The organism is Kitasatospora cathayae, assembly GCF_027627435.1.
GTDB lineage: Bacteria > Actinomycetota > Actinomycetes > Streptomycetales > Streptomycetaceae > Kitasatospora > Kitasatospora cathayae.
Map to the genome: position 1 here is coordinate 7830530 of NZ_CP115450.1, position 12018 is coordinate 7842547.

The following is a 12018-nucleotide window of genomic DNA, read 5'->3' on the forward strand; positions in this document are numbered from 1 at the left end:
ATGACCGAGACCCTGATGAACCGTTACCGCCAGGCCGTGCAACCGCTGCTGGACCCGGACGAGCAGCTGGTGGACGTCGCGAAGGTGATCCCGGCCGCCGGGGCGGAGGGGATCGGGGACGGCGCCGGGGCGGCGATCGGCAACAAGCTGGCGCGGATCGGGGCGGTGACCGGGGGGTCGGGCAGCATCGCGCGCAGCTTCCCGAACGTGGAGAGCGGGGTCGCGGCCAAGCTGCTGGTGGTCACCGACCGCCGCACCGCCTTCGTCACGGTCGGGCCGGACATCCGCAAGCTCGGCCGACTCCACTGGCACGTCCCGCGCGACCTGGTGGCGGGGGTGGAGCGGCGCCCGCGACTGCAGGCCATGGCGAGGTTCCGGCTGCGCTTCGCGGACGGCTCGGCGGTCGCGATGTACACGATGCGCCGCCGCACCATCGAGGCCCTGGCCGGCCACCTCGGCGGCTGAGGGCACGAGGGTGCGGTCCCTACCGCCAGGGCGAGTGTGCCCCGACCCGTAGGGATGTCATACCGAAGTACTCAGGGGGACTTGGCTCTTCGGTATGACGGATCCGGCCCGCCCTGCCCGTAGCGTCTGCTTCGTCAACGGAACACAGGACGCGACGAGGGAGACGGCAACATGGGCGGGCGGGGACGGGCCGTGGCGGCGGTACTGCTGGCGGCGTCGGCGGCGCTGGGGGTGGCGGGCGCGCCCGGGGCGGTGGCGGCGCCGGCGGACGGCGATGGCGGGCGGCAGGCCACGGCGTGGCTGCCGCAGCCGACCGGGCCGTACCCGATCGGGACCACCTCGCTGCACCTGACCGACGCCGGGCGGGAGGACCCCTGGCAGCCCGGGCGCAAGCGCGAGCTGATGATCAGCTTCTGGTACCCGACCGCCCGCCCGGCCGCCGGCGAGGACCGCGCCCGCTACATGGCGCCCGCCGCCGGGCAGCACTACGGCAGCGCCACCGGCATGGCGCAGCTCAACTACGGGGTCCAGCCCGGCAGTACGGACTGGGGCGCCATCCGCACCCACGCCCGGCAGGACGCCCCGGCCCGCCCCGGCGGCCCGCGCCCGGTGGTGCTGTACTCGCCCGGGCTCGGCGACCCGCGCAGCTGGGGCACGGCCCTGGTCGAGGACCTCGCCTCGCGCGGCTACGTCGTCGTCACCATCGACCACACCTACGAGGCCTCCGAAGTCGCCTTCCCCGGTGGCGACTTGGCCACCTCGGTGTTCCCCGCCATGCTGGGACGGCCCGGTCTCGACATCGGCGCCGTGCTGCGCAAGTCCCTGTCCACCCGGGTCGACGACACCCGCTTCGTGCTGGACGAACTCGCCGGGCTGCGCCGCGTCCCGGGCCTGCCGACCGGCCTCGCCGCCTCGCTCGACCTCGACCGGATCGGCATGATCGGCCACTCGGCGGGCGGCTTCACCGCCCTGCAGACGATGCACGACGACCGGCGGATCGCGGCCGGGATCAACCTGGACGGCCAGCTGCACTTCCCCGGCCCGGACGGGCAGACCGGCGTCTTCCTGCCCAGCGTCGCCGAGGACGGCCTGGACCGCCCGTTCCTGCTGATGGGGACCCGGAGCAAGGACTCCGGCAGCTACCGCCAGCAGCCCGGCTGGGACGCCCTCTGGCGGCACAGCACCGGATGGCACGCCGACCTCACCCTGGACGGCTCCCGGCACGGCTCGTACACCGACGCGCAGTCCCTGCTGCCCCAACTCGCCCGGCAGGGTGCGATCAGCCCCGAGCAGGTGACCAAGGACGTCGGCACCATCCGCCCCGACCGCGCCGAACTCGCCACCCGCTCCTACGTGGCGTCCTTCTTCGACCGCTGGCTGCGCGGCCACGACGACCACCTGCTGGACGGCCCCTCGGCGCGCTTCCCGGAGATGACGTACGAGCGTTAGCCGGTGGCACGACAGCGTGGTGCCCGGGGCCGACAGGAGCGGCCCCGGGCACCACGGTGGGGTTCGTCAGGCGAGCGCCAGGCTGATCTGGTCGTTGAAGACCACCCAGTGCTGGCCGGGGTCGGCGATGTTGCACGGCTGCGTGCCGACGGCCGGGGAGTCCCAGGCGTTGGCGAGGCAGTAGGCCGGCGCGAAGGTGAGGGAGATCTGCTCGCCCGACACGGTCCAGTACTGCCCCGGGTCATTGGGGTTGCAGGGCTTCACCGAGACGCTCTGGGTGTTCCAGGTGTTGGCGAGGCAGTAGCCCCGCGCGTTGCTGAGGGAGATCTGCTCGCCCGCGAGGGTCCAGTGCTGTCCGGGGTCGCTGGAGTTGCACGGCTTCGTGCCGATGTTCGGGGTGTTCCAGGCGTTGGCGAGGCAGTAGAGACCGGGGGTGCGCGGGGCCGAGTGGTCGGTGTCGGCGGCCCCGGCCCCGCCGGCCGGCAGGAAGGAGGCCGTCAGCGCCAGAGCGGCGACGGCGAGCGTCTTGCGGAGAGCAAATGCCATGAGTCGGTTTCCGTTCTCCCGGTAGGCCGTGTGGTTCGCGCACGGCCAGGGTGTGATTCAGCAGCTCAGGCTCGAGTGCGTGCCAATTGGAGCATCCATCGTCGGCGAACGAGTAGGGCCGAGCGGTGCATTTCACGCGAACGGGTCATCATGGGCGATCTGGCGTTCGGCAATTGGATTTCGATCGACAATTTGCTTCAGGACTGCAGGTGCGCCGCGACGTACGGGAGGGCGATCTGCTCCACCCCTCGCGTGCCGAAGGCCGGGTGGACGTTGACCTCGAAGACCACGCCGCCGCTCTCGGCGGCGAGGTCCACGCCAGCCAGCGGGAGGCCGAGCGACTTGGTGGCCTGGATCGCCAACTCGGGGATGCCCGGCGGGATCTCGTCGGTCTCCAGCAGGGTGGAGACGGCGCCCCGGCACTCGTTGCACGGCGCGTCCGGGTCCGCCTGTACGTGCTCCGTCGCGCGGACGACCCGGCCGCCGAGGACGACCACCCGGTACTGGTGGCGCCGCCCGTCGGCGGTGAAGTTCCGGGCGTCCTGGGCGATCAGCCAGTCGGCGCCGATGTCCGCGTAGTGCCGTGCGGCGGCGGCCAGTTGGGCGTGCGTGGTGACGTGGAAGACGTCGTCGCCGCCCATGCCGACGCAGGGCCGGGCCCAGACGTCGCCGCCGAGCCGTTCGAAGGCCTGGGTGGCGGCTTCCGGGCCCGGCCGGGAGAGGGTGATGGTCGGCATGTGCGGCACGCCGTCGCGGGTGAAGCGCTCGACCGTGCGGTCCTTCTCGGTCGCCGCGCGCCAGGCCTCGACGTCGGTGCCGAGCGAGCGGACGCCGGCCGCGCGCAACTGCCGCTGGCAGTGGGCGAAGGCGGGGCGCCGGTGCGGCGGGATCTCGTAGACGACCACCGTGTCCGTGGTCACGACGCGACCCTCGGCCTCCAGGCGGACGGTGCCCTCGCCCACGGCGTCGATCCGGCCGGTGGCGTCTCGGGAGCCGTCCGTTCCGTCCGTCATGAAGTGCCGCGCGTCCACCAGGACGGGCTCGCGGCCGGTCAGCCGCCGGGCGGCGGTGGCCATCGCGTCCCGGGTGCCCTCGGTGGAGCTGTGATCGGTCAGAAGAACGAGGTCTCGTCGGCCCATGCGGCCATGGAAGCGGCGTGCGCCGTAGGCGACAAGGACGCCTTGCGCGCCACAGGGGTGACGCTCTGGCCGAAACCGCCCCGCCGTCAGTCGACGGTCAGCACCAGCTTGCCGACGGTGTGTCCGGCCTCGCCGAGCTCGTGCGCCCTGGCGGCGTCCGCGAGCGGGAACACGGCGTCGCCGAGATGGCCGCCCGGGCGGGCATGAGCGTGCGCACCTTCAGCCGCCGCTTCCTCGCCGAGACCGGCCAGACCCCCGGCCAGTGGCTCACCACCCAGCGCCTCGAACTCGCCCGTGGGCTGCTGGAATCCAGCCACCTGCCGGTCGACCGGGTCGCCGAGCAGGCCGGCTTCGGCAGCGCATCTTCCCTGCGCCAGCACCTCGCCGCCGCGATCGGCGTCTCACCCGCCGCCTACCGCCGCACCTTCCAGGGCCGCCACCGAACCCCGCCCGCCCGCCGCCCGGTCGGCGCGGGGGCCTGACCCCTGGGCCCGGGCCGCTACCGGCGGCGCAGCTCCTCCTGGAGAGCAGGCCGGCCCGACAGGAGGTTCTCCAGGAACTGGCCGTGCTCGGGGAGCGGCGCGCTCCGGCTGCTTTCCAGGGGCTCGGCGCGCGCCCGCAGGACCCGGGTCCGCTCCTCGGTCCGGCCGGAGACCATGACACCGACGGCATCGGCGATACGGGTCATCGACTGCGGCTGCCCGCGTTCCCCCCTCTGGGCCGTCGTCGTCGCACCCGCCGCCGCAGCCTCACCACGCAGGCGGTCGACCTCCGCCTCCAGCGTCGCCAGCCGTGCCCGCAGGTCGTCCAGCTCGCTCTTCTTCCCCATGCTCCAGGACCCTCCCCGGCCATTCCCGGCCATCTGACGTGCCGTGCCAGCCTATCCACGGCCCGCTCCCGCTAGAACTGGCGGAGCATGGTGAAGGCGTTGATGTCGATCACCGCGGCCGTGCGGGGCGGGCGCCGTCCCAGGAGGTCCTCGCGTTGTTGCCGCGCTGCGTCGCGCAGGGCGCGCCGGTGGCTCGCGTGCGCTGCGGTGCGGGCGGAACCCCCGGGACGAGGCCCGACCGGAGTACGAGGCCCGAGGAACGGAGACGACGCCGGATGTCATGCGGAGCTTCGCGGCCCGGCAGAGTGAGACGCGGCGCGCCTTCGTACTCATGGCACCGGGCTGGATCCGCACCGCCCTGGGCGACCTGATCTCGCCGGGGCGAGCGGGACATCGGACCGCCGAGCAAGGCCTTACTAGGTTGCTTTTTTAACCAAGTAAGGATTTCATGGGTGCATGAATCGCACAGTCACTCCTCCCGTGCTCGTCACCGGGGCGACGGGCCGGATCGGCCGCATCGTCATCCACCGACTCCTCGACGCGGGCGTACCGGTCCGCGCCCTGACCCATCGGTCCGAGGCGGCGGCGACGCTGCCGGCGAAGGTCGAGGTCTTCACCGGCGACCTGACCGTGCCCGAGTCGCTCGACCCGGCGCTGAAGGGCGCCGGTGCGGTCTTCCTGGTCTGGACCGCCCCGCCTCGGACCGCCGCCGCAGTCATCGACCGGCTGGCGGCCAACGTGCGGCGGGTCGTCTTCCTCTCCTCCCCGCATCGGACGCCGCACCCCTTCTTCCAGCAGCCCAATCCCATGGCCGCGCTGCACGCCGACATCGAGCGGCTCATCGCGGCCACCGGACTCGAGTCGTCGATCATCCGGCCGGGGATGCTCGCGTCGAACTCGCTGGCCTGGTGGGCGCCCGCGATCCGGCTCGGCGAGGTCGTCCGATGGCCATACGGCGCCGCCGAAACGGCACCGGTCGACGACCGCGACGTGGCAGCCGTCGCGGCCCGGACGCTCCACCAGGACGGGTACACCGGAGGTGACTACGTCCTCACGGGCCCCGAATCGCTGACCCAGGCCGCACAGGTGGACGCCATCGGCGCCGCCCTGGGGCGCCGGATCGCGTTCGAGGAGATGACGCCGGACGAGTTCCGGAGCCGGTCGGAGGACACGGCGCTCCGCCCGGTCGTCGACATGCTGCTCGCCGCCTGGGCCGCCGCGGTCGGACCGCCCGCACACGTCACCACCGCGGTGGCCGACATCCTCGGCACGGCCCCGCGAACGTTCCGTCAGTGGGCCGCCGACCACGCCACCGCGTTCACGGCGCAGGGTTCGTAACCACCGCCGGCCGCGTTGTGCCGCGTCAGCGGATCTCCGAGCCGGGGTTGGCCTCGTCCCACTCCTGGCGGGAGGTGACGATGGCGTCGTGGTGGTCGTACGACCAGTCGACCATCGCCCGCACCAGGTGGGTGAGGCTGTGCCCGAGCGGGGTCAGCTCGTACTCCACCTGCGGCGGGACGGTCGGGTGGACGGTCCGGGACACCAGTCCGTCGCGCTCCAGCCGGCGCACCGTCAGGGTCAGCATCCGCTGCGAGATCCCCGGCAGCGCGCGCTGCAGCTCGCGGAACCGCCGTACGCCCTGGGCGAGTTCGACCACGGCCAGGACGGACCAGCGGTCGCCGAGCCGGTTCAGCAGGTCGCGGATGCCGCAGTCGACGCCTTCGTCGCACCAGACCACCGGACGGGGGGTGGTCACCGCGGTGTGCCCTACTGACATGGAAGTGCCTCCTTACGCCGGACGCCCAGGCTACCGAGGATGGTCACGTCTTCAACGACCAGCCATCCGGAGGAGAACCATGCTGCTCGTCACTGGTGTCAACGGAGGGCTCGGCACCCTCGTCCTGGAGCGCCTCGCCGGCCGAGCGGACGTCGTCGCGGGGAGCCGGACGCCCGAGCAGGTCCGGGGCGAACTGCCGGTCCGGCTGGTGGACTTCGACCGGCCGGAGACCCTGGCCGAGGCCTTCGACGGGGTGCGGACGCTGCTGCTGATCTCGGCCGGCGCCGCCGAGGACGACGTGGTGATCGCCCGGCACGGCGCGGCGATCGAGGCCGCCGAGAAGGCGGGCGTCGAGCACGTCGTCTACACCAGCCTGTCCGGCGACGGCGACCACCTGCCCTACGCGCTGGCGCACCGCTGGACCGAGCGGCGGCTGCGCGAGTCCGGCACCCTGCGCTGGACGGTGCTGCGCAACGGCCTCTACGCGGAGTTCCTGGCCGGGATCGCCGCGCCCGGCCCGGACGGGGTGATCACCGCGCCGCTGGGCGCCGGGCGGCTGGCGGCGGTGGCCCGGGCCGACCTCGCCGAGGTGGCGGTGAACGTCGCCCTGGCGCCCGCCGGGCACGCGGGCCGGACGTACGAGCTGGTGGGGGAACGGGCGGTGGGCGGCGCGGAGGTGGCCGAGGTGCTCGGCGCCGAGTACCGCCCGGGCCGGCTCTCCGAGGCCCGGACGGCGGTGGCGGCCTCGGACGCGTTCGACTTCCAGGTGCCGATGGTGGTGGGCACCTACTCGGCGATCGCCCACGGCTTCCTGACCGGGCCGGGCGGGCCGGGCGACCTCGCCGCCCTGCTCGGCCGCCCGCCGCGCCCGGCCCTGGAGGTCATCGCCGAGCCGGCCTCAGGCGCATAGAACCGCGATCCGGCCCGTGCTGCGCCCGTCGGCGACCAGCTGGACGGCTTCCGCGGCCCCGGCCAGCGGGACCCGGGCGCTGACCAGCGGCCGGACCACGCCCTGCTCGGCGAGCTTGGTCAGCTCGTCGTGGGCGGCCCGGACGGCGCGCGGGTCGTGGGTGTTGTAGAGGCCCCAGTGCAGGCCGAGGATCGCGTAGTTCTTCACCAGGGCGTGGTTGAGCGCCGGCGCCGGGATCTGCCCGGCGGCGAAGCCGACCACCACGATCCGGCCCTCGAAGGCCACGCACTTGGTGGAGCCGGTGTAGGCCTCGCCGCCGACCGGATCGAAGACCACGTCCGCACCGCGCCCGCCGGTGAACTCCTTGACGGCGGCGACGAAGTCCCCGGCCGTCCGGTCGACCACCAGGTCGGCGCCGAGCGCACGGGCCGCCTCCGCCTTGGCCGCGCCGCCGACCACGGCGACCACGCGGGCCCCGGCGGCCTGGCCGAGCTGGACGGCCGCGCTGCCGACCCCGCCGGCCGCCGCGTGCACCAGCAGGGTCTCGCCGGCCCGCAGCCGGGCCCGGCGGTGCAGGGCGAACCAGGCGGTCTGGTAGCCGATGTGCAGCGCCGCCGCCTCGGCGTCGTCCAGCGCCTCGGGCGCCGGGAACGCGGCCTCGGCGTCCAGCAGCGCGTACTCGGCGAAGGCGCCGTGCGGCAGCACCGGGTTGCCGATCAGCCGCTCGCCGCGCCGGGCGCCGTCCGCGACCTCGCCGCAAAGCTCCACTCCGGGGGTGAACGGCAGCGGCGGGCGCACCTGGTACTGCCCGCGGACCATCAGCGCGTCCGGGAAGTTCACCGCCGCCGCCCGGACCCGGACCAGCAGCTGCCCCGGGCCGGGCTCCGGCCGCGCGACGTCCTCGGCCAGCCGCATCACCGCGGCCGGCTCGCCGAGCTCACCCACCTGCCAGGCCCTCACAGCACCTCGCTCCTCTCCAGTCCCTGCTGGAGCCGGTTCATCCCGGCGATCCAGCGCTCCGGGTCGGTGGCCCGGACGCGGTAGTGCTCGGCGGTCTCCGGGTGCGGCAGGATCAGGAAGCGCTCCTCGCGCAGCCCGTCCAGTGCCGCCTCGGCGACGTCCTCCGGATCCAGCGCGGTCGGCGCCAGCAGCGCCTCGCCGACCGGACCGGTGGAGGCCAGCATGTCGGTGCGCACGCCCTGCGGGCAGAGCGCGTGCACCTTGACGCCCCGGTGGCGGTAGGTGGCGGAGAGCCACTCGGCGAAGGCGAGCGCGCCGTGCTTGCTGACCGCGTACGGGGCCGAGCCGAGCATGGTGAGCAGCCCGGCGGCGGAGACGGTGGCCAGGAAGCGGCCGTGGCCGCGCTCCAGCCAGCGGGGGAGCAGCAGTTCGGCGGCCCGGACGTGGGCCAGCACGTTGACCTCCCAGGCGCTCGCCCAGGCCGCGGCGGGCGCGTCGGCGCCGCCGACCGGGGCGACGCCCGCGTTGGCGCACCAGACGTCGATCTCGCCGAGCTCCGCGCGGGCCCGGCCGACCAGGGCGGCCAGGCCGGTGGCGGAGGCGGCGTCCCCGGGCAGGGCGGTGCCGCCGCAGTCCTCGGCGACCGCCCGGGCGGCCTCGGCGTCCAGGTCGTTGACCACCACCCGGGCGCCGGCCGCGGCGAAGGCCCGGGCCAGCGCGGCGCCGATGCCCCGGCCGGCGCCGGTCACCACCACGCCCTGGCCCTCGAAGCCACTCATGCGCCCGCCTCGCTGCGCTCGGCGGGGGCATTCGCCCACGCGCACCTCTTGCCGGTTCGCTCGCTGCGCTCGCTCATGCGCCCACCTCGCTGCGCTCGGCGGGGGCATTCGCCCACGCGCACCTCTTGCCGGTTCGCTCGCTGCGCTCGCTCATGCGCCCACCTCGCTGCGCTCGGCGGGGGCATTCGCCCACGCGCACCTCTTGCCGGTTCGCTCGCTGCGCTCGCTCACAGCCCGCCGCCGAGGGTCACGCCGCCGTCCACCACCAGGGTCTGGCCGGTGATCCAGCCGGCCTCCGGGGAGAGCAGGAAGGCGACGGCGCCCGCGACGTCCTCGGGGACGCCGAGCCGGCCCAGCGGGTAGGCCTTGGTGACCTCCTCCTCGCGGCCCTCGTACAGCGCCTCGGCGAACCTGGTCTTCACCAGGGCGGGGGCGACGGCGTTGACCCGGATGCCCTGCGGGCCCAGCTCGGCGCCGAGTTCGGTGGTGAGCCGGATCAGCGCGGCCTTGCTGACGCCGTACATGCCGATGCCGAGCGAGGCGCGGATGCCGGTGATCGAGGCGACATTGACGATCGAGCCGCCGTGCTCGCCCATCCAGGCGGCGTGCGCCCGGCGGGTCCAGGCCAGCGGGCCGAGCACGTTGACGGCCATGATCTTGGCGGAGGCGGCCTCGTCGGTCTCCAGGACCGGCCCGTACACCGGGTTGATGCCGGTGTTGTTGACCAGGTGGTCGAGCCGGCCGAAGGCCTCCAGGGTGCGGGCGACGGCCTCCTCCTGGTGGGCGGGATCGTCGGCCTTGCCCGCGACGGCGATCGCGTTCTCCGGGCCGCCGAGGTCGCGGACGGCCTCGGCGAGCGGCTCGGGGTTGCGGGCGGTGAGGCAGACCTTGGCGCCGCGCTCGACCAGTTCGCGCGCGATGCCGAGGCCGATGCCGCGGCTCGATCCGGTCACGACGGCCACCCGGCCCTTGAAGGAGTGCGCCACGGAGGGTCCTGCCTTTCCGGCGAGGGTCTGGTTCGGAAACGCTGAGGTTCAGCACTGCGGCACTGCAGCCTGCTGACTAAGCGCTTGCTCAGCATGGTGTCGGTGCGGCAGCCTGTCAACAGTCCGCGGGCCGCAGTGAGCGGCCGGCGGGAATGCCCGTACGAATCCTCTGGGAGGATGGCGCCATGACCAGCACGCCGATCGCCGACCTCTGGCCGACCCTGCCCGGCGCCGACACCCGCCCAGAGGCGGCGTACCGGCTGCTCCAGGCGGCCGTCGAGTCGTTCGCGGAGCGCGGCTTCCACGCCACCACCACCCGGGACATCGCCACCGCTGCCGGGATGAGCCCCGCCGCGCTGTACATCCACTACCACTCCAAGGCCGCCCTGCTCGCCGAGATCAGCCAGGCCGGGCACGCCGCCACGCTGGCCCTGGTGCGGGAGGCGGCGGCCGGGGAGGGCGGCCCGGCGGAGCGGATGCGTCGCCTGGTCGAGCAGTTCACCGCCTGGCACGCCCGGGCCCGCACGGTCGGCCGGGTGGTCAACTACGAGCTGCACGCGCTGCCCGAGGACGCCTACGCCGTCGTCGCGGCGCTGCGGCTGGACATCGAGCGCGAGGTCAGCGAGCTGATCGGGGCGGGCGTGGCGGCCGGCGAGTTCGAGGTCTCGGAGGTGCGCACGGCGGCCCGGGCGGTCACCTCGCTGGGCATCGACGTCTCCCGCTGGTACACCGAGCGCTCCTCCGAGACGCCGGAGGAACTGGGCCGCCGCTACGGCGAGTTGGTGCTGCGGATGCTCGGCGCCCGGATCTGACCGCCGGCCCTGCGCCACACCCTTGACCAGCCCCGGGGCCGCGGGCAGACTCGTATACGAAGTACGTGTGCCTCGTAGGCGTACAGCGCCGACTTCCGACGCATCCCGGTTCGTGCCAGACGGACCCCGGCGCGATTTCCGTCACCGCGCACCCCAGCAGTACCTTCCGCGGCGACCGCGCCCCCGACCCGCGGCGCCGACGGGAGCAGGCCCCGACCCCGGGCCGGCCGGCAGGTCGGTCGTGTGCGCGGTACGCCGGGCGCGGCCCGGGCAGGGGGAGAGGGGAGGCGCGCAAGCGATGCCTTCCCGGCGAGGAACCACCCCGCAACGATCGAGCCCGGTCCGGCCCCGCTTCTGGCTGGAGACGGCCCTCGGCGGGCTGTCCGGGCTGCTTTTCCTGCTCACCCTGGTGTGGCCGCAGTGGATCGAGGCGCTCCTCGGCGTCGATCCGGACGCCGGCAGCGGCGCGGCCGAGTGGCTGCTGGTCGCCCTGACGGCCGCGGTCACGGCCGCCTGCCTGCTCGGCGCGCGGGTCGAGTGGCGCCGGGCGCACCAGGCCCCGGCCCGCCTCGCGCGGTGAGCGGAGAGGAGAATCATGACCGACAGAGCTCCCGCAGCCTCAGAGGAACTGAAGAGACTCGTCCGGGAAGCCCCGTTGAGCTTCCTGGGCACGGTCACCCGGGTCGGCGGCACTTCGCTCGCGGCCTTCCCGGCCGATGTCAGGGACGACCGGACCACCGTGGTCAAGGTGAACGAGGTGCTGCACGCACCGGATGCCTTCCGGCACCTCGCGGGCAGCGAGGTCACCGTCCAACTGGCCTCCGACGCCGACCTGTTGGAGGTCGGCGAGACGGCCGCCTTCTTCACTCGGGGGATGGTCTACGGCGAGAGCCTGGGCCTGGCCGAGGTGGGGCGGCTGCCCGCCTCCGCCGTCCAGCCCCACGTCTCGATGGCGGCCACCACCGCTGACGAAATGCCGTTGTCCTCGGTGCAGCGCGAGAACCGGAACAAGGACATCGCCGAGCACGCCCGGGCCGCGGACGCCGTGGTCGTCGGCACCGTGGCCGCCCTTGAGGACCTCGGACTGCCGGCGTTCTCCGAGCACGCCCCGCTCCTGTGGCGCGCCACACTGGACGTCTCGCACGTCGAGAAGGGCCCGGTCAACGGACGGACCACCTTCCTCTACCCGCGCAGCGGGGACGTCCGCTGGCGCCACATCCCCAAGCCGGTGGCGGGGCAGCTGGGCCTTTGGCTGCTGCACGACACACCGTCCGACCTGGCGGCGCAGGCCCCGTACCAACTGAGCGATCCCGACGACTACCAGCCGGTGCAGAACCTCGCCGTGCTGCGAGAAGGGCAGTGAGCC

15 protein-coding genes and 1 pseudogene are annotated in these 12018 nt (G+C 74.0%); 8 read left to right on the plus strand and 8 right to left on the minus strand.

Annotation, left to right across the window (positions count from 1 at the left end; all coding sequences use genetic code 11):
* Nucleotides 1–465: a hypothetical protein gene (locus tag O1G21_RS34895; protein ID WP_270149395.1), complete on the plus strand. Its 465-nt coding sequence runs from the start codon at nucleotides 1–3 to the stop codon at nucleotides 463–465.
* 171 nt (nucleotides 466–636) lie between these two features.
* A complete protein-coding gene (locus O1G21_RS34900) occupies nucleotides 637–1914 on the plus strand; it encodes an alpha/beta hydrolase family protein (RefSeq protein WP_270149397.1) in 1278 nt (425 codons plus the stop codon).
* 66 nt (nucleotides 1915–1980) lie between these two features.
* Here O1G21_RS34900 and O1G21_RS34905 read toward each other — a convergent pair whose 3' ends face one another.
* The 3 genes from O1G21_RS34905 to O1G21_RS41580 form a co-directional block, all read right to left on the minus strand.
* Nucleotides 1981–2460, minus strand: a complete 480-nt coding sequence (locus O1G21_RS34905) for a ricin-type beta-trefoil lectin domain protein (RefSeq protein WP_270149398.1) — start codon at nucleotides 2458–2460, stop codon at nucleotides 1981–1983.
* 197 nt (nucleotides 2461–2657) lie between these two features.
* The gene (locus O1G21_RS34910; RefSeq protein ID WP_270149400.1) at nucleotides 2658–3599 is read right to left on the minus strand and encodes an ATP-grasp domain-containing protein; all 942 of its coding nucleotides are present in this window, start codon (nucleotides 3597–3599) and stop codon (nucleotides 2658–2660) included.
* 86 nt (nucleotides 3600–3685) lie between these two features.
* On the minus strand, nucleotides 3686–3772 hold the full coding sequence (locus O1G21_RS41580; protein WP_405000850.1) for a zinc-binding dehydrogenase: 87 nt from the start codon (nucleotides 3770–3772) through the stop codon (nucleotides 3686–3688).
* On the opposite strand from O1G21_RS41580, the pseudogene O1G21_RS34915 reads away from it, so the two are divergent.
* A pseudogene (locus O1G21_RS34915) lies at nucleotides 3773–4081 on the plus strand (helix-turn-helix domain-containing protein); the annotation flags it as partial. It lies immediately after the preceding gene.
* Nucleotides 4082–4098: 17 nt separating this feature from the next.
* On the opposite strand, the gene O1G21_RS34920 reads toward O1G21_RS34915, so the two are convergent.
* The gene (locus O1G21_RS34920) at nucleotides 4099–4428 is read right to left on the minus strand and encodes a hypothetical protein (protein ID WP_270149401.1); all 330 of its coding nucleotides are present in this window, start codon (nucleotides 4426–4428) and stop codon (nucleotides 4099–4101) included.
* A 456-nt stretch (nucleotides 4429–4884) separates the two neighbouring features.
* Here O1G21_RS34920 and O1G21_RS34925 point away from each other — a divergent pair, with 456 nt between their 5' ends.
* Nucleotides 4885–5766 (plus strand): SDR family oxidoreductase, encoded by an 882-nt coding sequence (locus O1G21_RS34925; protein WP_270149403.1) that lies wholly within the window; start codon nucleotides 4885–4887, stop codon nucleotides 5764–5766.
* 25 nt (nucleotides 5767–5791) lie between these two features.
* Here the strand turns inward: O1G21_RS34925 and O1G21_RS34930 are convergent, their stop codons facing one another.
* Nucleotides 5792–6205, minus strand: coding sequence for a winged helix-turn-helix transcriptional regulator (locus tag O1G21_RS34930; protein WP_270149405.1), 414 nt, complete (start codon nucleotides 6203–6205; stop codon nucleotides 5792–5794).
* A 79-nt stretch (nucleotides 6206–6284) separates the two neighbouring features.
* On the opposite strand from O1G21_RS34930, the gene O1G21_RS34935 reads away from it, so the two are divergent.
* Complete coding sequence (locus O1G21_RS34935) at nucleotides 6285–7115, plus strand: NAD(P)H-binding protein (RefSeq protein ID WP_270149407.1); 831 nt, start codon at nucleotides 6285–6287, stop codon at nucleotides 7113–7115.
* Here the strand turns inward: O1G21_RS34935 and O1G21_RS34940 are convergent.
* The 3 genes from O1G21_RS34940 to O1G21_RS34950 all read right to left on the minus strand — a co-directional run bounded on the left by O1G21_RS34940 (nucleotide 7104) and on the right by O1G21_RS34950 (nucleotide 9840).
* Nucleotides 7104–8075: an NADPH:quinone oxidoreductase family protein gene (locus tag O1G21_RS34940; protein WP_270149409.1), complete on the minus strand. Its 972-nt coding sequence runs from the start codon at nucleotides 8073–8075 to the stop codon at nucleotides 7104–7106. The genes O1G21_RS34935 and O1G21_RS34940 overlap by 12 nt on opposite strands.
* Entirely contained in the window at nucleotides 8072–8854 is a 783-nt protein-coding gene (locus O1G21_RS34945) for an SDR family NAD(P)-dependent oxidoreductase (RefSeq protein ID WP_270149411.1), read from the minus strand. Before O1G21_RS34945 ends, O1G21_RS34940 begins: the two co-directional genes overlap by 4 nt.
* Nucleotides 8855–9081: 227 nt before the next feature.
* Complete coding sequence (locus O1G21_RS34950) at nucleotides 9082–9840, minus strand: SDR family oxidoreductase (protein WP_270149412.1); 759 nt, start codon at nucleotides 9838–9840, stop codon at nucleotides 9082–9084.
* A gap of 185 nt (nucleotides 9841–10025) precedes the next feature.
* Here O1G21_RS34950 and O1G21_RS34955 point away from each other — a divergent pair, with 185 nt between their 5' ends.
* The 3 genes from O1G21_RS34955 (at nucleotide 10026) to O1G21_RS34965 (ending at nucleotide 12015) form a co-directional block, all read left to right on the plus strand.
* Nucleotides 10026–10652 carry a TetR/AcrR family transcriptional regulator gene (locus O1G21_RS34955; protein ID WP_270149414.1) on the plus strand — a complete coding sequence of 209 codons (627 nt, stop codon included), beginning with the start codon at nucleotides 10026–10028 and terminating at the stop codon, nucleotides 10650–10652.
* A gap of 298 nt (nucleotides 10653–10950) precedes the next feature.
* Nucleotides 10951–11232 (plus strand): ABC transporter permease, encoded by a 282-nt coding sequence (locus O1G21_RS34960; RefSeq protein WP_270149416.1) that lies wholly within the window; start codon nucleotides 10951–10953, stop codon nucleotides 11230–11232.
* Nucleotides 11233–11247: 15 nt separating this feature from the next.
* On the plus strand, nucleotides 11248–12015 hold the full coding sequence (locus tag O1G21_RS34965) for a hypothetical protein (protein WP_270149418.1): 768 nt from the start codon (nucleotides 11248–11250) through the stop codon (nucleotides 12013–12015).
* Nucleotides 12016–12018: the final 3 nt, after the last annotated feature.

What these genes read in the sequence shown, in the direction of transcription:
- O1G21_RS34905 (WP_270149398.1), bottom strand. Translation starts at nt 2,460, where the DNA reads ATGGCATTTGCTCTCCGCAAGACGCTCGCCGTCGCCGCTCTGGCGCTG.
- O1G21_RS34920 (WP_270149401.1), bottom strand. Translation starts at nt 4,428, where the DNA reads ATGGGGAAGAAGAGCGAGCTGGACGACCTGCGGGCACGGCTGGCGACG.
- O1G21_RS34945 (WP_270149411.1), bottom strand. Translation starts at nt 8,854, where the DNA reads ATGAGTGGCTTCGAGGGCCAGGGCGTGGTGGTGACCGGCGCCGGCCGG.
- O1G21_RS34895 (WP_270149395.1), top strand. Translation starts at nt 1, where the DNA reads ATGACCGAGACCCTGATGAACCGTTACCGCCAGGCCGTGCAACCGCTG.
- O1G21_RS34955 (WP_270149414.1), top strand. Translation starts at nt 10,026, where the DNA reads ATGACCAGCACGCCGATCGCCGACCTCTGGCCGACCCTGCCCGGCGCC.
- O1G21_RS34935 (WP_270149407.1), top strand. Translation starts at nt 6,285, where the DNA reads ATGCTGCTCGTCACTGGTGTCAACGGAGGGCTCGGCACCCTCGTCCTG.
- O1G21_RS34910 (WP_270149400.1), bottom strand. Translation starts at nt 3,599, where the DNA reads ATGGGCCGACGAGACCTCGTTCTTCTGACCGATCACAGCTCCACCGAG.
- O1G21_RS34960 (WP_270149416.1), top strand. Translation starts at nt 10,951, where the DNA reads ATGCCTTCCCGGCGAGGAACCACCCCGCAACGATCGAGCCCGGTCCGG.
- O1G21_RS34965 (WP_270149418.1), top strand. Translation starts at nt 11,248, where the DNA reads ATGACCGACAGAGCTCCCGCAGCCTCAGAGGAACTGAAGAGACTCGTC.
- O1G21_RS34900 (WP_270149397.1), top strand. Translation starts at nt 637, where the DNA reads ATGGGCGGGCGGGGACGGGCCGTGGCGGCGGTACTGCTGGCGGCGTCG.
- O1G21_RS34930 (WP_270149405.1), bottom strand. Translation starts at nt 6,205, where the DNA reads ATGTCAGTAGGGCACACCGCGGTGACCACCCCCCGTCCGGTGGTCTGG.
- O1G21_RS34925 (WP_270149403.1), top strand. Translation starts at nt 4,885, where the DNA reads ATGAATCGCACAGTCACTCCTCCCGTGCTCGTCACCGGGGCGACGGGC.